Raw genomic sequence first — 17,299 nt, 5'->3', positions numbered from 1 at the left:
AGCGCAAGCTGACCCGGACGGCAGGAAAGCCGTCACCGCAGAAACGCCCTTGGGCTCTGTCCTGCGGGGGCGGTATGCTAGCATACGCGCCCCGCTAAACACCTATTCCTGCGACGTGAAGCGTTCTCAGGATGACCATGAATTGTTCGAGAGTTCTGTCGATGACCCATCCTGCCCTGATTGATGAGCTAAAGACCCTGGTTGAGCCCGGCAAAGTGCTGACCGACGCCGACTCCCTGGAGGCTTACGGCAAGGATTGGACCAAGCACTTCGCGCCCGCGCCGACCGCCATCGTGTTCCCCAAGACCACCGAACAGGTGCAGGCCATTGTCCGTTGGGCCAATGAGCATAAGGTGGCGCTGGTGCCATCCGGTGGTCGTACCGGCCTGTCGGCTGCTGCCGTGGCGGCCAATGGCGAAGTGGTCGTTTCGTTCGACTATATGAACCAGATCCTCGACGTGAACCTCACCGACCGCACCGCGGTGTGCCAGCCGGGCGTGGTCACCAAACAATTGCAGAACGTCGCCGAAGAAAAAGGCCTGTACTACCCGGTGGACTTCGCGTCGTCCGGTTCCAGCCAGATTGGCGGCAATATCGGCACCAATGCCGGCGGGATCAAGGTCATTCGCTACGGCATGACCCGCAACTGGGTGGCCGGCATGAAAGTCGTCACCGGCAAGGGTGACGTACTGGAGCTGAACCGCGACCTGATCAAGAACGCCACCGGCTATGACATGCGCCAACTGTTTATCGGCGCCGAAGGCACCCTGGGCTTTGTGGTCGAAGCCACCATGCGCCTGGACCGTGCGCCGAAAAACCTCACGGCGATGGTGCTCGGCACCACCGATTTCGACTCGATCATGCCGGTGCTGCACGCCTTCCAGAGCAAGCTGGACCTGACCGCCTTCGAGTTCTTCTCCGATAAGGCGCTGGCCAAAGTCCTCGGTCGCGGCGACGTGCCCGCGCCGTTCGAAACCGAGTGCCCGTTCTACGCGCTGCTGGAATTCGAAGCCACCACCGAAGAAGTCGCCAACCACGCCCTGGAAACCTTCGAGCACTGCGTCGAGCAGGGCTGGGTGCTGGACGGCGTGATGAGCCAGAGCGAAACCCAGTTGCACAACCTGTGGAAACTGCGCGAGTACATCTCCGAGACCATTTCCCACTGGACGCCGTACAAGAACGATATTTCGGTCACTGTCTCGAAAGTGCCAGCATTTTTGAAGGAAATTGACACGATCGTCGGCGAACACTACCCGGACTTCGAAATTGTCTGGTTCGGCCATATCGGCGATGGCAACCTGCACCTGAACATCCTCAAGCCGGAAAACCTGAGCAAGGATGAGTTCTTCGCCAAGTGCGCCACCGTGAACAAGTGGGTGTTCGAAACCGTTCAGAAGTACAACGGTTCGATCTCCGCCGAACACGGCGTGGGCATGACCAAGCGTGATTACCTGACCTACAGCCGCTCGCCGGTTGAGATCGAATACATGAAAGCAGTGAAGGCGGTGTTCGACCCGAACGGGATCATGAACCCTGGCAAGATCTTCGCTGTTTAACCGCCCCCGAAGGAGTCGTTTCATGAGCTACCAGCACAAGTATGTCGACGGCACCAACATCCACTTTCCCGTGGGTAAGGTGGTGTGCATTGGGCGTAACTACGCCGAACATGCCAAGGAACTGGACAATCCGGTGCCGACCGAGCCGTTGCTGTTCATCAAGCCGGGCAGTTGCGTCGTCCCGCTGGAAGGCGGTTTCAGCATTCCGACCGAGCGTGGTTCGGTGCACTACGAGGCGGAAATCGCGGTGCTGATCGGCAAACCGCTGTCGAACAAGCCCAGCCGTGAAGAAGTGCTGGATGCCATCTCCGGCTTCGCCCCGGCCCTGGATCTGACCCTGCGCGATAAGCAATCCGAACTGAAAGCCAAGGGCCTGCCATGGGAAATCGCCAAGTCCTTCGATGGCGCGGCGGTGCTTGCGCCGTTCGTGGTCGGCAGCACCTTCGTGGACGTGACCGACATTGGCATTCGCCTGACCATCAACGGCGAAGTGCGTCAGGACGGCAACAGCGCGAGCATGCTCAACCCGATCGTACCGATGATCCAGTACATGGCCGGTTGCTTCTCGCTGCAGGCCGGCGACGTGATCCTCACCGGTACCCCGGCCGGCGTGGGCCCGTTGAATGTGGGTGATGACCTGGTGTTGGAATTGACCGGCGTAAACCGCTTCGAAAGCAGCGTTCGCTAAGCACCTGGTGTGGGAGGGGGCAAGTCCCCTCCCACATTGGGTCCGAGTCCATCTCATGCATCGGCTTTTGCATTTTTTTCACACGCCATCCGGATAATCCTCAGCCTCCAGCGCGCGGGTCCGTTGATCCTGTGCTATCACCTACCGCTGACTTTCCGGAAAAAGCACCCAATGGCCGTGTCCCTGCCTTCCGCCACACCCAAGCCGCGTTCTCGTTTTGCCCTGCGCTGGTATTCCTGGCTGTTTCTGGCGGGGGTGATCGTCTATGGCCTTTCCTGGGCCATGCATTGGGACGATCGCGGCGTGCTGTGGGTGTTGGAGGGCTTTGAAACTCCCGCCGAGCGCAGCGAAAGTGTGTGGTTGCCTGACTATCACGTCGTCATCGACGCCAAGTTGTTGCCGGGTATGGAGAAGGATGAGGCATCGGACATCTCCTACAACCCGCAGACCAAAACCCTGTTTTCCGTGATGGGCAAGAATCCCTTCCTCGTCGAACTGAGCCTGCAGGGCGATGTTCTGCGCAAGATGCCGCTCAATGGCTGGGACAACCCGGAAGGCGTGACCGTGATGGAAAATGGCCTGATGGCGGTGGTCGACGAACGCCAGCACAGCCTGACCATCGTCAAGGTCGACGCCGCCACCCAGCAATTGAACAAGGCGGACTTTCCCAACTACGACCTCGGTCCGTCAAAAGACCAGAACAAAGCCTTCGAAGCCGTGGCCTGGGACAGGCGCAACCAGCAGTTGATCCTCGGCGAAGAGCGCCCGCCGGCGTTATTCACCTGGAAAAGCGATGGTAGCCAGGCCCTCGAGGGCGGCAAGCAGAAACTGGCCAGTAAAGAGTTGGACATGCGCAACCTCTCGGCCCTGGCCGTCGACCCGCGCACCGGCCATCTGCTGGTGCTGTCGGCCGATTCGCACTTGTTGCTGGAGTTGGACGAGAAGGGTGAACAAGTCAGCTTCATGACCCTGCTCGGTGGCTTCAATGGCCTCAAGAACACCATCCCCCGTGCTGAAGGGGTAACGATGGATGAGGACGGCACGCTCTACGTGGTCAGTGAGCCAAACCTGTTCTATCGTTTCGAAAAGCAGAAATAACAGACGAATCACGTCGGATATTTCTCTATTAGCGGCATTCGCCAGACGCCAGGGTGCGTTTAAGTTTAAATTCAGACAGGCGTGATATTCATTCGCCACTTTTGACTTTGAGCACCCCCCGATGCGTCGATTTGCCCGCCCCAAACCCATTCTCTTTATGCTTGTGCTGATCGCCCTGGTCAGCGCCGGGGCTGTTGCGCAGCACTTTCGCCTGTTCGAGCGCGCCTGGTTCAACTGGCAGGCCTGGCGTCAGCCGGCGGACGAGCGCTCCATCGGCCTGGCGGATTACCGAGTGACCCTTGAGGCCCAGGTTATCGAAGGGCTCGACGACGATGTCTCGGCCCTCACCTACGATCCGGTGCGCAAGAGCCTGTTTACCGTTACCAATAAAAACGCCGAGCTGATCGAGCTGTCCCTTGAGGGCAAGATCCTGCGACGTATCCCGTTGGTGGGGTTTGGTGATGCTGAGGCGGTGGAATTTATCAGCGACAACATTTACGTCATCACCGACGAACGCCAGCAGCGGCTGATCAAGGTGCATGTGGACGACGATACCCAATTCCTCGACGCCGCCGATGCGGAACAGATGACCCTGGGCCTGCATGTGGGGGGCAACAAGGGGTTCGAGGGGTTGGCCTATGACTCGGTAGGCAAGCGCCTGTTCGTGGCCAAGGAGCGCGACCCGATGCTGATCTACGAGGTCCACGGCTTTCCCCATTTCAAACCGGAAAAAACCTACTCGGTGCACGTGATCAACAACCCCAAGCGCGATGCCGGGTTGTTTGTGCGCGACCTGTCGAGCCTGCAATACGACGAGCGCAGCGGCCATCTGCTGGCGCTGTCGGATGAGTCGTTTCTGGTGTTGGAGCTGGATATCGACGGTCGTCCATTGAGCAGCTTATCTCTGCTCAATGGGCGCCATGGCCTGAAAAAACGGGTGCCCCAGGCCGAAGGAATCGCCATGGATGACGAGGGCACGTTGTATCTCGTCAGCGAGCCGAACCTGTTCTACGTGTTCAAGAAACCAGAATCCTGAAAATACCGCCGCCCAATGTGGGAGGGGGCAAGTCGAATCGTCGCACCGCCCCTCCCACATTTGGTTTTGCATCAGGCCTTGAGGGTTTTGACGCCTTCAGCGGTGCCCAGCAGCAGCACATCCGCCGGACGTGCGGCGAACAGGCCGTTGGTGACCACGCCGACGATGGCGTTGATCTGGGTCTCAAGCTCCACCGGGTTGGTGATCTGCATATTGAACACGTCGAGGATGATGTTGCCGTTGTCGGTCAACACGCCTTCGCGGTACACCGGATCGCCACCGAGCTTCACCAGTTCGCGGGCTACGTGGCTGCGGGCCATCGGGATGACTTCCACCGGCAGCGGGAACGCGCCGAGCACCGGTACCAGCTTGCTGGCGTCGGCGATGCAGATAAAGGTCTTGGCCACCGCCGCGACGATCTTCTCGCGGGTCAGGGCTGCACCGCCGCCCTTGATCAGGTTCAGGTGTTCGTCGCTTTCATCGGCGCCGTCGACGTAGAACTCCAAGTCGCTCACGGTGTTGAGCTCGTACACCGGAATGCCATGGCCCTTGAGGCGCGCGGCGGTGGCTTCGGAGCTGGCCACGGCGCCGTCGAACGCGCCTTTGTGCCGGGCCAGCGCATCGATAAAGCAGTTGGCGGTGGAGCCGGTGCCGACACCGACGATGCTCTTGTCGTCGAGTTTAGGAAGGATTAAATCGACGGCGGCCTGGGCCACTGCCTGTTTGAGTTGATCCTGGGTCATGCGGGCTCCGGAACGGGCGGGGAGTAAAGAGGGGCGCGAGTATAACCCAACAAAACCTCTGGATTCGTGTGGTCGCCCGGCCAAACGCTGGGTTAGACTCCTTGGCCCTGCCCAACCCGCCCAGTGATTTCCGCCGATGCTTGAACAGTACGTCAAAAAGATCCTCACCTCGCGCGTCTATGACGTTGCCGTAGAAACCCCGCTGCAGACCGCCCGCCAGCTCTCCGAGCGGCTGGGTAACAAGGTCTGGCTCAAGCGTGAAGACTTGCAGCCGGTGTTCTCGTTCAAGATTCGCGGCGCGTATAACAAGCTGACTCAGTTGACCACCGAAGAGCGTGCGCGCGGCGTCGTCACTGCCTCGGCGGGCAACCATGCCCAGGGCCTGGCCCTGGCGGCCAAGGTGCTGGGGGTCAAGGCCACGATCGTGATGCCCAAGACCACCCCGGAGATCAAGGTCGAAGGCGTGCGCTCCCGTGGCGGCAAAGTGGTGCTGCATGGCGACTCCTTCCCGGAGGCCCTGGCCTACTCGCTGAAACTGGTCGACGAAAAAGGCTACGTCTACATTCACCCCTACGATGATCCGCACACCATTGCCGGGCAGGGCACCGTGGCGATGGAAATCCTGCGCCAGCACCCTGGGCCGCTGGATGCGATTTTCGTACCGGTGGGCGGCGGCGGGCTGATCGCCGGCATTGCGGCGTACGTGAAATACCTGCGCCCGGAGATCAAGATCATCGGCGTCGAACCGGACGACTCCAACTGCCTGCAAGCCGCCATGGCCGCCGGCGAGCGTGTGGTGCTGCCCACCGTGGGTATCTTTGCCGATGGCGTGGCGGTGGCGCAGATCGGCCAGCACACCTTCGAGATCTGCAAGCACTATGTGGATGAAGTGATCACTGTGAGCACCGATGAAATCTGTGCGGCGATCAAGGACATTTACGACGACACCCGCTCCATCACCGAGCCGGCCGGCGCGCTTGGCGTGGCAGGCATCAAGAAATACGTGGAAACCCGTGGCATCACCGGGCAAACCCTGGTAGCCATCGACTCCGGCGCCAACGTCAACTTCGACCGCCTGCGCCATGTGGCCGAGCGCGCCGAGTTGGGTGAAGGTCGCGAAGCCATCATCGCCGTGACCATCCCCGAGAAGCCGGGCAGCTTCAAGGCGTTCTGCGAGGCCGTGGGCAAGCGCCAGATCACCGAATTCAACTACCGCTACCACTCCGGCAGCGAAGCGCACATCTTTGTCGGCGTGCAGACCCACCCGGAAAACGACCCGCGCAGTGCGCTGATCGCCAGCCTCACCAGCCAGGGTTTCCCGGTGCTGGACCTGACCGAGAACGAGCTGGCCAAGTTGCACATCCGCCATATGGTGGGCGGGCATGCGGCCCAGGTCAGTGATGAAGTGGTGTTTCGCTTCGAATTCCCGGAGCGTCCGGGGGCCCTGTTCAACTTTCTTAACAAATTGGGCGGGCGCTGGAACATCTCGATGTTCCACTATCGCAACCACGGTGCCGCTGACGGCCGTGTGGTCGCCGGCCTGCAAGTGCCGGCGAACGAGCGCCATCTGGTATCGGCAGCACTGGAAGCCATTGGCTACCCGTACTGGGATGAGAGTGACAACCCGGCCTACAAACTGTTTCTCGGTTGAGCGACTACGCTGATTGGGGCGGCCTTTAAGGAAGACGACACATGGAAACCCTGACCACCCTCAAAGTTATCCACATAGCGGCCACCGTGGTGCTGCTGCTCAGCGGCCTCGGCCTGGCGCTGTTGGCCTGGCGCAAGCGCAGCGCCGGCCCGGCCGTGACTGTGCAGCGCCCGTGGGCGTTCGTGTGGTTGCTGATGGGCGTTTGCATGGTCAGCATGCCGTTTACCGGCTGGTGGCTGGTGCATCTGGTCGGCTGGCCATTGGGGCAGACCTGGATCCTGGGTTCCAGCATCCTCTATACCGTGGCCGCGTTGGCCTGGTTCTGGCTGGTGGCACGGCTTAACCGGCTGCGCAAAGGCGAGGGCGGCAGCTTGAATTTTACCCTGGTGCTGGCGGTGGTGAGCCTGGTGGGGTTTGTGGCGATTGCGGGGCTCATGGGCGCCAAGCCGGTTTAGGGTTTTAAACCGCGTCGGCTGCATCGGGAGCAAGCCCCCTCCCACACTCGACCGCATTCCAAAGGATGTACTCGGTTAAATGTGGGAGGGGGCTTGCCCCCGATAGGGCCATCAGCTACGCAGCGTAATCACCGGCCAACCACGCTTCTCGGCTTCAGCGCGCAGATTCGGGTCGGGGTCCACCGCCACCGGATGCGTCACCTGCTCCAACAGCGGCAGGTCATTCATCGAGTCGCTATAGAAGTAACTGTCTTCCAGGCTATGCCCGGTTTCTTCCAGCCAACGATTCAAGCGCGTCACCTTGCCCTCGCGAAAGCACGGTACATCGGTGCTGCGTCCGGTGTAGCGGCCGTTTTCCATCTCGCATTCGGTGGCGATCAGGGTTTCCACGCCCAGGCGTGCGGCAATTGGCGCGGTGACGAAACGGTTGGTGGCGGTGATGATCACCAGCTTGTCGCCAGCGGCGCGGTGCTTGGCCAACAGTTCAGCGGCCAGGGGCAGCATGATCGGCTCGATGCAGTCGCGCATATAGTCGTTATGCCATTCGTCCAACTGTGCCATCTCGGTGCGGCCGAGGATTTCCAGGCAGAAGTTCAGGTAGGCGGCGTTGTCCAGCTTGCCGGCCAGGTAGTCCTGATAGAACTCGTCGTTGCGGGCTTTGTAGGCGACCGCGTCGAGAATCCCCCGTTCGCAGAGGTAATCGCCCCAGGCGTGGTCGCTGTCACCGCCGAGAAGGGTGTTGTCCAAGTCGAATAAAGCCAGGCGCATTGCAGTTACTCGCTGAAAAGTCTGTAAAAAGGCGTCAAGAATACGGTCTTTTCACAAGAGTGCACATAAGGTAAGAAGCCTCGTTGCCGCTGGAACAACCTTTGTGGAACAATGCGGCGACATGCGTTTGCGAGGTTGTTGCCGTGATCGACCCCGATGGTTTCCGTCCTAATGTCGGGATTATTCTTACGAATGATGCCGGACAGGTGCTATGGGCTCGCCGAATCAACCAAGATGCCTGGCAGTTTCCTCAAGGCGGGATCAACCCCGATGAAACCCCTGAAGACGCCTTGTACCGTGAGTTGAATGAAGAAGTAGGCCTTGAGCGCGAAGATGTGCAAATTCTGGCCTGTACCCGGGGCTGGTTGCGCTATCGTTTGCCGCAACGCCTGGTGCGTACCCACAGCCAACCGCTGTGCATCGGCCAGAAGCAGAAATGGTTTCTCCTGCGCCTGATCTCCAACGAGCAGCGGGTGCGGATGGATTTGACCGGTAAACCGGAGTTCGATGGCTGGCGCTGGGTCAGCTATTGGTACCCGTTGGGCCAGGTGGTGACATTCAAGCGCGAGGTTTATCGTCGCGCTCTCAAAGAGCTTGCCCCGCGCCTTTTATCGCGCGACTGACGACGGAGTTCGACCCCGAGCCATGCTCAATACGCTGCGCAAGATCGTCCAGGAAGTTAACTCCGCCAAGGATCTCAAGGCGGCGTTGGGGATTATTGTGTTGCGCGTCAAGGAAGCCATGGGCAGCCAGGTCTGCTCGGTTTACCTGCTGGACCCAGAGACCAACCGTTTTGTGCTGATGGCCACCGAGGGCTTGAACAAGCGCTCCATCGGCAAGGTCAGCATGGCGCCCAATGAAGGTCTGGTGGGCTTGGTAGGGACGCGTGAAGAACCCCTGAACCTCGAAAACGCGGCCGATCACCCGCGTTATCGCTACTTTGCCGAAACCGGCGAAGAGCGTTACGCCTCGTTCCTCGGCGCACCGATCATTCACCACCGCCGCGTCGTCGGCGTGTTGGTCATCCAGCAAAAAGAGCGTCGCCAGTTCGACGAAGGTGAAGAAGCCTTCCTCGTGACCATGAGCGCGCAGCTCGCCGGGGTTATTGCCCACGCCGAAGCCACTGGCTCGATTCGCGGCCTGGGGGGCCAGGGCAAGGGTATCCAGGAAGCCAAGTTCGTCGGCGTGCCGGGTTCGCCGGGTGCGGCGGTCGGTACTGCTGTGGTCATGTTGCCGCCGGCCGACCTCGATGTGGTGCCGGACAAGCACGTCGACGACATCGACGCTGAAATCAAACTGTTCAAGACGGCCCTGGAAGGCGTGCGCGCCGACATGCGCAACCTGTCGACCAAGCTGGCTACCCAGTTGCGCCCTGAAGAGCGCGCGCTGTTCGATGTGTACCAGATGATGCTCGACGACGCGTCCCTCGGGAACGAAGTCAAGACCGTGATCAAGACCGGCCAGTGGGCCCAGGGTGCGCTGCGCCAGGTGGTCACTGATCACGTCAACCGTTTCGAATTGATGGACGACGCCTACCTGCGCGAGCGGGCCTCGGATGTGCGTGACCTCGGTCGCCGTCTGCTGGCCTACCTGCAGGAAGACCGCACCACCAACCTGGTCTACCCTGACAACACCATCCTGATCAGTGAAGAACTGACCGCCACCATGCTCGGCGAAGTGCCCGAAGGCAAATTGGTGGGCCTGGTCTCGGTCCTGGGGTCGGGTAACTCCCACGTCGCGATTCTGGCCCGGGCCATGGGCATTCCGACGGTGATGGGCCTGGTCGACCTGCCGTACTCCAAGGTCGATGGCATCGACATGATCGTCGATGGGCATCGCGGCGAGGTGTTTACCAACCCCAGCGAAGTCCTGCGCAAGCAATACGCAGAGGTGGTGGAAGAAGAGAAGCAACTGGCGCTCGGGCTCGATTCGTTACGCGAATTGCCGTGCGTGACCCTCGACGGCCACCGCGTACCGCTGCTGGTCAACACCGGCCTGCTGGCCGATGTGGCCCGCGCGCAACAGCGCGGCGCCGAAGGGGTGGGGCTGTACCGCACCGAAGTGCCGTTCATGATCAACCAGCGTTTCCCGAGTGAGAAGGAGCAGCTGGCGATTTATCGCGAGCAACTGTCCGCCTTCCACCCGTTGCCGGTGACCATGCGCAGCCTGGACATCGGCGGCGACAAGTCACTGTCGTATTTCCCGATCAAGGAAGACAACCCCTTCCTCGGCTGGCGCGGTATTCGCGTCACCCTCGACCACCCTGAAATCTTCCTGGTGCAGACTCGTGCCATGCTCAAGGCCAGCGAAGGCCTGAACAACCTGCGTATCCTGCTGCCGATGATCTCCGGCACCCATGAGCTGGAAGAAGCCTTGCACCTGATCCACCGCGCCTGGGGCGAAGTGCGCGACGAAGGCGCCGACGTGCCGATGCCGCCGATTGGCGTGATGATCGAAATCCCGGCGGCGGTGTACCAGGCCAAGGAGCTGGCGCGGCAGGTGGACTTCCTGTCGGTGGGCTCCAACGACCTGACCCAGTACCTGCTGGCCGTGGACCGTAACAACCCACGGGTGGCCGACCTCTACGACTACCTGCACCCGGCGGTGCTGCAAGCCCTGCAACACGTGGTGCGCGACGCCCATGCCGAAGGCAAGCCGGTGAGCATCTGCGGTGAGATGGCCGGCGACCCGGCGGCGGCGGTGCTGTTGATGGCGATGGGCTTTGACAGCCTGTCGATGAACGCCACCAACCTGCCGAAGGTGAAGTGGATGCTGCGCCAGGTTGAGCTGAGCATGGCCAAGGATCTGCTGGCGGAGTTGATGACCATCGACAACCCGCAGGTTATCCACAGCTCGCTGCAATTGGCGCTGAAGAACCTGGGGCTGACGCGGATGATCAATCCGGCTTCCGCCAAAACCTTGTAGGAGCGAGGGGGACGCCTAGTTCTTGCTCGCGAAGAACGTCAACGATAACGCGGGGTGCCTGATTCCCCGCGGCGTTCTCAGGTTTTTCGCGAGCAAGAACTAGGCGTCCCCCTCGCTCCTACAGGTTGATGTCTACCTCGCCCAACCGCCCACCATGCGGTCCAAAGCTTCGCTCCACCATCCGCCGCGTGCCATCGGCATTCACAATCAACGCCGTGCTCGCCCGTGTCCCATAACTCGGGCTGGCGATAAACACACTCGACAGCAAACTCTCCGTCGCCAACCCCACGCCGGTATCCGGCAGCTCGGCAAACGGTGCAATCTGCGGATCGCTCAGAATCTCCAGTAGCGCTTCGGGCTGGGGATCGTTCAGCAACTCACTCAGCGCGGCTTTGGCCTTAAGCAGTTTCGGCCAAGGTGTATCCAGCCCAGCATTGGATAACCCATACACGCCCGCTTTCAACTGCGTCGGCTCGGTGTGATTGGCGTTGTAATGCCACAACGCTTCCCGCGTCCCCACCAGTAGGTTAAATCCGGCATATTCAATCGAACGGCCGTTAACGTCGGCCAAATATTCGTCAATCGGTAGCGAACCACTGAGAAACCGCGCCACCAGTTCACCGCGGGACTTGCGTGCAGGCGGCTGGTGAGGATCACGGATGTTGGTCAGGGCGGCAAACCGCCCATCGGCATTAACTCCCAGCCAGGTGCCGCCGGCTTCCTGGTCGCGGCCGGCGTAGACTTCGGGCGCATCCGGCCACTGGGCCAGCGGCAGGCTGGGGCGGGCGTAGAACTCATCACGGTTGGCCGCGACGATCAGTGGCTGGGCATGGCCCGGCCGCCAGGCAAAAACAATCAGGCACATCAGGCGATTCCCTTTTGTGTTTTTAGCCACTCTACCCACACAGGCAGCAGCGTTCCATCGTATCCAGTTGGGTCGCATGCCTTCCATCCGTTAACATGCCGGACTTGGTTTGGGGGCTCCCATGGAATTTCTGCTGTATTTGCTGCTGGGCGCGTGTGCGGGTGTGCTCGCCGGGCTGTTTGGCGTGGGCGGCGGTATCATCATCGTGCCGGTGCTGGTGTTCAGCTTCACCTTGCAGGGCTTCGACCCGCAGGTGCTGACCCACCTGGCCGTGGGCACGTCCCTGGCAACAATCATCTTTACCTCGGTCAATGCCGTGCGTGAGCACCACCGACGTGGCGCGGTGCGTTGGCCGATCTTTGTATGGATGACCGTGGGTATCCTGCTCGGCGCCGGTTTTGGTGCGCTGACCGCCGAAGCGATTTCCGGCCCCAACTTGCAGAAGATCATCGGCGTATTCGCCCTGATCATCGCCGTGCAACTGGCCCTGGAGGTCAAGCCCAAGGCCAGCCGTACGGTGCCGGGCAAGCTTGGCCTGACCCTGGCCGGTACCGTGATCGGCTGGGCTTCGGCGATTTTCGGCATCGGCGGCGGCTCGCTGACCGTGCCGTTTCTGACCTGGCGCAGCGTGCCGATGCAACAGGCGGTGGCCACCTCGTCCGCCTGTGGTCTGCCGATTGCCCTGGCCGGTGCATTAAGTTTCATGATTCTGGGCTGGCATGACCCGCTGTTGCCCGCTCATAGTCTAGGGTTCGTGTATTTGCCGGCGCTGCTGGGCATTGCCCTGACCAGCATGGTGTTTGCCCGTTTCGGCGCACGCCTGGCGCACCGGTTGTCGCCGCGCTTGCTCAAGCGGTTGTTCGCCGGCTTGCTGTTTTGTGTCGGTTTGAATTTTTTGCTGTAACGCAGGCTTAATCGCGCCCGGGCATGGTCCGGTCGCCATAACGAATGATTTAACGAGGAGTCGCAATGCTGCCTTACCCGCAGATCGACCCGGTGGCCCTGGCCATCGGTCCGCTGAAAATCCACTGGTACGGGTTGATGTACCTGATCGGCATCGGCGGTGCATGGCTGCTGGCCTCCCGGCGCCTGAACCGTTTCGACCCGACTTGGACCAAGGAGAAGCTCTCCGACATGGTGTTCTGGTTGTCGATGGGCGTTATTGTCGGCGGGCGACTGGGGTATGTGCTGTTTTACGATCTCTCTGCCTACATCGCCAACCCGACGCTGATCTTTGAAGTGTGGAAAGGCGGCATGGCATTCCACGGTGGCTTTATCGGCGTGATGATCGCCGCCTGGTGGTTCGGCCGTCGTAACGGCAAGTCGTTCTTCCAACTGATGGACTTCGTCGCGCCCCTGGTGCCGATCGGCCTGGGGGCCGGGCGCATCGGTAACTTCATCAACGCCGAGTTGTGGGGCAAGCCGACCGACGTGCCGTGGGCCATGGTGTTCCCGCCGTTCAGCGACCCGGCGCAACTGCCGCGCCATCCGTCGCAGCTCTACCAGTTCGCGTTGGAAGGCGTGGCACTGTTCCTTATCCTGTACCTCTTCTCGCGCAAACCGCGCCCGACCATGGCCGTTTCCGGCATGTTTGCGCTGTTCTACGGGATCTTCCGTTTCATCGTCGAATTCGTGCGCGTGCCGGATGCCCAACTGGGCTACCTGGCGTGGGGCTGGCTGACCATGGGGCAAGTGCTCAGCATTCCGATGATCCTGGTCGGCCTGGGCTTGCTGTGGTGGGCGTACAACCGCCCGCAACCGCTGAAGAACACCGCGCTTTAAATTCGAATGCCGGGGCCTGCGAGGTCCCGGCTTCAACGATACAGGTAATGACATGAAGCAATATCTCGAACTACTAAACGACGTCGTGACCAATGGATTGACCAAGGGCGATCGCACCGGCACCGGCACCAAGGCCGTGTTCGCCCGTCAGTATCGGCATAACTTGGCCGACGGCTTCCCGTTGCTGACCACCAAGAAGCTTCACTTCAAAAGCATCGCCAACGAGCTGATCTGGATGTTGAGCGGCAACACCAACATCAAATGGTTGAATGAAAACGGCGTGAAAATCTGGGACGAATGGGCCACCGAAGAAGGTGACCTGGGCCCGGTGTACGGCGAACAGTGGACCGCCTGGCCGACCAAGGATGGCGGCACGATCAACCAGATCGACTACATGGTGCACACGCTCAAGACCAACCCCAACAGCCGTCGCATCCTGTTCCACGGCTGGAACGTCGAATACCTGCCGGACGAAACCAGGAGCCCGCAGGAAAACGCGCGCAACGGCAAGCAAGCCCTGCCACCGTGCCACCTGCTGTACCAGGCGTTCGTGCATGACGGCCATCTGTCGATGCAGTTGTACATCCGCAGTTCCGACGTGTTCCTCGGCCTGCCGTACAACACCGCCGCCCTGGCGCTGCTGACCCACATGCTGGCCCAGCAATGCGACTTGATCCCCCACGAGATCATCGTCACCACCGGCGACACCCACGCCTACAGCAACCACATGGAACAGATCCAGACCCAGCTGGCGCGCACGCCGAAGAAGCTGCCGGAACTGGTGATCAAGCGTAAGCCTGCGTCGATCTACGATTACAAGTTCGAAGACTTTGAAATCGTGGGCTATGACGCTGATCCAAGCATCAAGGCCGATGTCGCCATCTAGAGTCTGACGGTGTCCAGTGTGGAAGGGGACAAGCCCCCTCCCACATTTGGCCTGTTTAATGGCCGTGGCTTCTGCCCACATGTGAAGGCTCGGCCTCGCTGGTGGCAACACCTCCGCTGACCTCCAACTGCTGCAAAATCCCACAGTGGTCCCCGCCGCCACAGCGTTGACGCAGGTCCAGCAACTGCTCCTGCAACGCCAACAGCCCGTCAATCCGCGCTTTCACATGGTGGATATGCTCATCTATCAAGGCATTCACGTTTTCACACTGGTCCTGAGGGCTGTCCCGTAAGCCGAGCAAACTGCGGATTTCTTCCAGGGTCATGTCGAGGCTGCGGCAGTTGCGTATGAAGATCAGCCGCTCGGTGTGCGCCTGGGTATACACGCGGTAGTTGGCCTCGGTGCGTGCCGGGGGTGGCAGCAGGCCTTCTTTCTCGTAATAACGGATGGTTTCCACCGGGCAGTCGGTCAGTTTGGCCAGTTCGCCGATCTTCATCGCAGCAATCTCCAAATGGGTGCTTGACCCTATAGTGGCTACAGGGTCTTTACTTGGCAACAGGCACCTTTACGGACGCGACAGAATGAGCGACTCCCTCCATACCCCGCACAAACATGACCACGAACATGATCATGGCTCGAAGAAACTCACGCCTGTGCATGACCACGGTCATGGCGGTTCGTGCTGTTCCGGCACGCCCGCGCCTGCACTGGTGCAGTTGAGCGAGGCGCCCACCGCCGGTTCGCGCCTGAGCACCTTCCGCATCGAAGCCATGGACTGCCCCACCGAGCAGACGCTGATCCAGAACAAACTGGGCAAGCTGGCCGGTGTGCAGCAGCTGGAATTCAACCTGATCAACCGCATCCTCGGCGTCACCCATGATCTGCCGAGCACCGCGCCGATCATCGATGCGATCAAGTCCCTGGGCATGCAGGCCGACCCGATCGTGGAGGGTACCCTGGCCGCCGAGCCGCCTGCCAAGAAGCATTGGTGGCCCTTGGCGTTGTCCGGTGTGGGGGCGTTGGGCGCAGAAATACTGCACTTCACCAACGCCGCGCCGACCTGGGTCATCGCCATCGTGGCACTGGTGTCGATCCTCAGCGGTGGCCTCACCACCTACAAGAAGGGCTGGATCGCCCTGAAAAACCTCAACCTGAACATCAACGCGCTGATGAGTATCGCGGTCACCGGCGCGATCCTGATTGGCCAGTGGCCGGAAGCGGCGATGGTGATGTTCCTGTTCACCGTGGCCGAGTTGATAGAAGCCAAGTCCCTGGACCGTGCGCGCAATGCCATCAGTGGCTTGATGCAGATGACACCGGAACAGGCCACGGTTCAGCAGGCTGATGGCCGCTGGATTGAAACGGAGGTCAAAAGCATTGAACTGGGCGCAATCGTGCGGGTAAAACCTGGCGAGCGCATTGGTCTGGACGGTGAAGTCACCGCCGGCCAATCCACCATCGACCAGGCGCCGATCACCGGTGAAAGCCTGCCGATTGAAAAGACCGTGGGCGATAAAGTCTTCGCCGGCACCATCAACCAGGCCGGTTCCCTGGAGTACAAGGTCACGGCGGCCGCCAACAACTCCACCCTGGCCCGCATCATCCATGCGGTGGAACAGGCTCAGGGCGCACGGGCACCGACCCAGCGCTTTGTCGACAGCTTCTCGAAAATCTACACCCCGGCCGTGTTCCTGTTCGCCCTGGGCGTGGCCGTAATCCCACCGCTGTTCATGGCTGGCGCCTGGTTCGACTGGATCTACCGCGCCCTGGTGCTGCTGGTGGTGGCGTGCCCTTGCGCGTTGGTGATTTCCACCCCGGTGACCATCGTCAGCGGCCTGGCGGCTGCGGCGCGCAAAGGCATCCTGATCAAGGGCGGCGTGTACCTGGAGGGCGGATACAAGCTGGACTACCTGGCGCTGGACAAGACCGGCACTATCACCCACGGCAAGCCGGTGCAAACCGATTACCTTGCGCTGTTCCCCACTGTCGAAGACAGCGCCCCGGCCCTGGCTGCCAGTTTGGCCGGGCGTTCCGACCACCCGGTGTCCCTGGCAATCGCCAACGCGGCTGTGGATAAAAACCTGCCTGTGCACGTTGTGGATAACTTCGAAGCCCTGGCCGGTCGCGGCGTGCGCGGCGATATCAATGGCCAGACCTACCACTTGGGCAACCACCGCCTCGTGGAAGACCTGGGCTTATGCTCGCCGGAGCTGGAGGAAAAACTGTTTGCCCTGGAGAAACAAGGCAAGTCCGTGGTGCTGTTGCTCGACACGTCCGGCCCGCTGGCCCTGTTCGCGGTGGCCGACACGGTCAAGGACAGCAGCCGCGAAGCCATCCAGCAATTGCATGAGCTGGGCATCAAGACCCTGATGCTCACCGGCGACAACACCCACACCGCCCAGGCGATTGCCGCTCAGGTCGGCATCGACCAGGCTCAGGGCGACCTGTTGCCCACCGACAAACTGCACGCCATCGAAACCCTCTACGGCCAAGGCTACCGGGTTGGCATGGTCGGCGACGGCATCAACGACGCCCCGGCCCTGGCGCGCGCCGAGATTGGCTTTGCGATGGCTGCAGCAGGTACCGACACCGCCATCGAAACTGCCGACGTCGCCTTGATGGACGATGATTTGCGCAAGATTCCGGCATTCATTCGTTTGTCGCGGCAAACGTCGAGTATCCTCAAGCAGAACATCACCCTGGCGCTGGTGATCAAGGCGATCTTCCTGGTGGTCACGTTCCTGGGCATGGCTACCATGTGGATGGCGGTGTTCGCCGACATGGGCGTGGCCCTGCTGGTGGTGTTCAATGGCCTGCGCCTGTTGCGCAAATAGAGGATGAGAGGG

The 17,299-nt window shown here is 60.9% G+C and carries 16 protein-coding genes; 12 read left to right on the top strand and 4 right to left on the bottom strand.

All coding sequences use genetic code 11. The annotated features are described in order from the left end of the window. Nucleotides 1-161 precede the first annotated feature (161 nt). The 4 genes from HDC32_RS19010 (at nucleotide 162) to HDC32_RS18995 (ending at nucleotide 4,378) form a co-directional block, all read left to right on the top strand. Nucleotides 162-1,556, top strand: coding sequence for an FAD-binding oxidoreductase (locus tag HDC32_RS19010; protein WP_145336929.1), 1,395 nt, complete (start codon nucleotides 162-164; stop codon nucleotides 1,554-1,556). Nucleotides 1,557-1,578: 22 nt separating this feature from the next. Continuing rightward, nucleotides 1,579-2,244, top strand: coding sequence for a fumarylacetoacetate hydrolase family protein (locus tag HDC32_RS19005; protein WP_184745125.1), 666 nt, complete (start codon nucleotides 1,579-1,581; stop codon nucleotides 2,242-2,244). Nucleotides 2,245-2,415: 171 nt separating this feature from the next. Next, entirely contained in the window at nucleotides 2,416-3,342 is a 927-nt protein-coding gene (locus HDC32_RS19000; RefSeq protein WP_184745123.1) for an SdiA-regulated domain-containing protein, read from the top strand. Nucleotides 3,343-3,463: 121 nt separating this feature from the next. Next, entirely contained in the window at nucleotides 3,464-4,378 is a 915-nt protein-coding gene (locus HDC32_RS18995; RefSeq protein WP_131697547.1) for an SdiA-regulated domain-containing protein, read from the top strand. 71 nt (nucleotides 4,379-4,449) lie between these two features. Here the strand turns inward: HDC32_RS18995 and rpiA are convergent, their stop codons facing one another. Next, the gene (rpiA, locus tag HDC32_RS18990) at nucleotides 4,450-5,121 is read right to left on the bottom strand and encodes a ribose-5-phosphate isomerase RpiA (protein ID WP_131697546.1); all 672 of its coding nucleotides are present in this window, start codon (nucleotides 5,119-5,121) and stop codon (nucleotides 4,450-4,452) included. A gap of 136 nt (nucleotides 5,122-5,257) precedes the next feature. Between rpiA and ilvA the strand changes: the two genes are divergently transcribed. Next, complete coding sequence (gene ilvA, locus HDC32_RS18985) at nucleotides 5,258-6,772, top strand: threonine ammonia-lyase, biosynthetic (protein WP_145336926.1); 1,515 nt, start codon at nucleotides 5,258-5,260, stop codon at nucleotides 6,770-6,772. 41 nt (nucleotides 6,773-6,813) lie between these two features. Beyond that, nucleotides 6,814-7,227: a DUF2269 family protein gene (locus HDC32_RS18980; protein ID WP_131697544.1), complete on the top strand. Its 414-nt coding sequence runs from the start codon at nucleotides 6,814-6,816 to the stop codon at nucleotides 7,225-7,227. Between the two features lie 111 nt (nucleotides 7,228-7,338). Here the strand turns inward: HDC32_RS18980 and HDC32_RS18975 are convergent, their stop codons facing one another. Further along, entirely contained in the window at nucleotides 7,339-7,995 is a 657-nt protein-coding gene (locus HDC32_RS18975) for an HAD family hydrolase (RefSeq protein WP_131697543.1), read from the bottom strand. A gap of 143 nt (nucleotides 7,996-8,138) precedes the next feature. Between HDC32_RS18975 and HDC32_RS18970 the strand changes: the two genes are divergently transcribed. Further along, a complete protein-coding gene (locus HDC32_RS18970; protein ID WP_053128161.1) occupies nucleotides 8,139-8,618 on the top strand; it encodes an RNA pyrophosphohydrolase in 480 nt (159 codons plus the stop codon). A 22-nt stretch (nucleotides 8,619-8,640) separates the two neighbouring features. Next, nucleotides 8,641-10,920 carry a phosphoenolpyruvate--protein phosphotransferase gene (gene ptsP, locus HDC32_RS18965; RefSeq protein ID WP_092489401.1) on the top strand — a complete coding sequence of 760 codons (2,280 nt, stop codon included), beginning with the start codon at nucleotides 8,641-8,643 and terminating at the stop codon, nucleotides 10,918-10,920. A gap of 118 nt (nucleotides 10,921-11,038) precedes the next feature. Here the strand turns inward: ptsP and HDC32_RS18960 are convergent, their stop codons facing one another. After that, on the bottom strand, nucleotides 11,039-11,785 hold the full coding sequence (locus HDC32_RS18960) for an NRDE family protein (RefSeq protein ID WP_131697542.1): 747 nt from the start codon (nucleotides 11,783-11,785) through the stop codon (nucleotides 11,039-11,041). Nucleotides 11,786-11,906: 121 nt separating this feature from the next. On the opposite strand from HDC32_RS18960, the gene HDC32_RS18955 reads away from it, so the two are divergent. The 3 genes from HDC32_RS18955 to HDC32_RS18945 all read left to right on the top strand — a co-directional run bounded on the left by HDC32_RS18955 (nucleotide 11,907) and on the right by HDC32_RS18945 (nucleotide 14,453). Further along, nucleotides 11,907-12,689 (top strand): sulfite exporter TauE/SafE family protein, encoded by a 783-nt coding sequence (locus HDC32_RS18955; RefSeq protein ID WP_131697541.1) that lies wholly within the window; start codon nucleotides 11,907-11,909, stop codon nucleotides 12,687-12,689. Nucleotides 12,690-12,754: 65 nt separating this feature from the next. Next, entirely contained in the window at nucleotides 12,755-13,567 is an 813-nt protein-coding gene (gene lgt / locus HDC32_RS18950; RefSeq protein ID WP_090401608.1) for a prolipoprotein diacylglyceryl transferase, read from the top strand. A 52-nt stretch (nucleotides 13,568-13,619) separates the two neighbouring features. Further along, nucleotides 13,620-14,453, top strand: coding sequence for a thymidylate synthase (locus HDC32_RS18945; RefSeq protein WP_131697540.1), 834 nt, complete (start codon nucleotides 13,620-13,622; stop codon nucleotides 14,451-14,453). Nucleotides 14,454-14,508: 55 nt separating this feature from the next. On the opposite strand, the gene cadR is transcribed toward HDC32_RS18945, so the two are convergent. Then, nucleotides 14,509-14,949 carry a Cd(II)/Pb(II)-responsive transcriptional regulator gene (gene cadR, locus HDC32_RS18940; protein WP_184745121.1) on the bottom strand — a complete coding sequence of 147 codons (441 nt, stop codon included), beginning with the start codon at nucleotides 14,947-14,949 and terminating at the stop codon, nucleotides 14,509-14,511. An 85-nt stretch (nucleotides 14,950-15,034) separates the two neighbouring features. Between cadR and HDC32_RS18935 the strand changes: the two genes are divergently transcribed. Further along, the gene (locus tag HDC32_RS18935) at nucleotides 15,035-17,287 is read left to right on the top strand and encodes a heavy metal translocating P-type ATPase (RefSeq protein ID WP_184745119.1); all 2,253 of its coding nucleotides are present in this window, start codon (nucleotides 15,035-15,037) and stop codon (nucleotides 17,285-17,287) included. Nucleotides 17,288-17,299: the final 12 nt, after the last annotated feature.

It is taken from the genome of Pseudomonas sp. JAI120 (assembly GCF_014207255.1).
Lineage (GTDB): Bacteria > Pseudomonadota > Gammaproteobacteria > Pseudomonadales > Pseudomonadaceae > Aquipseudomonas.
This window is presented reverse-complemented; position numbering and strand designations above follow the sequence as displayed.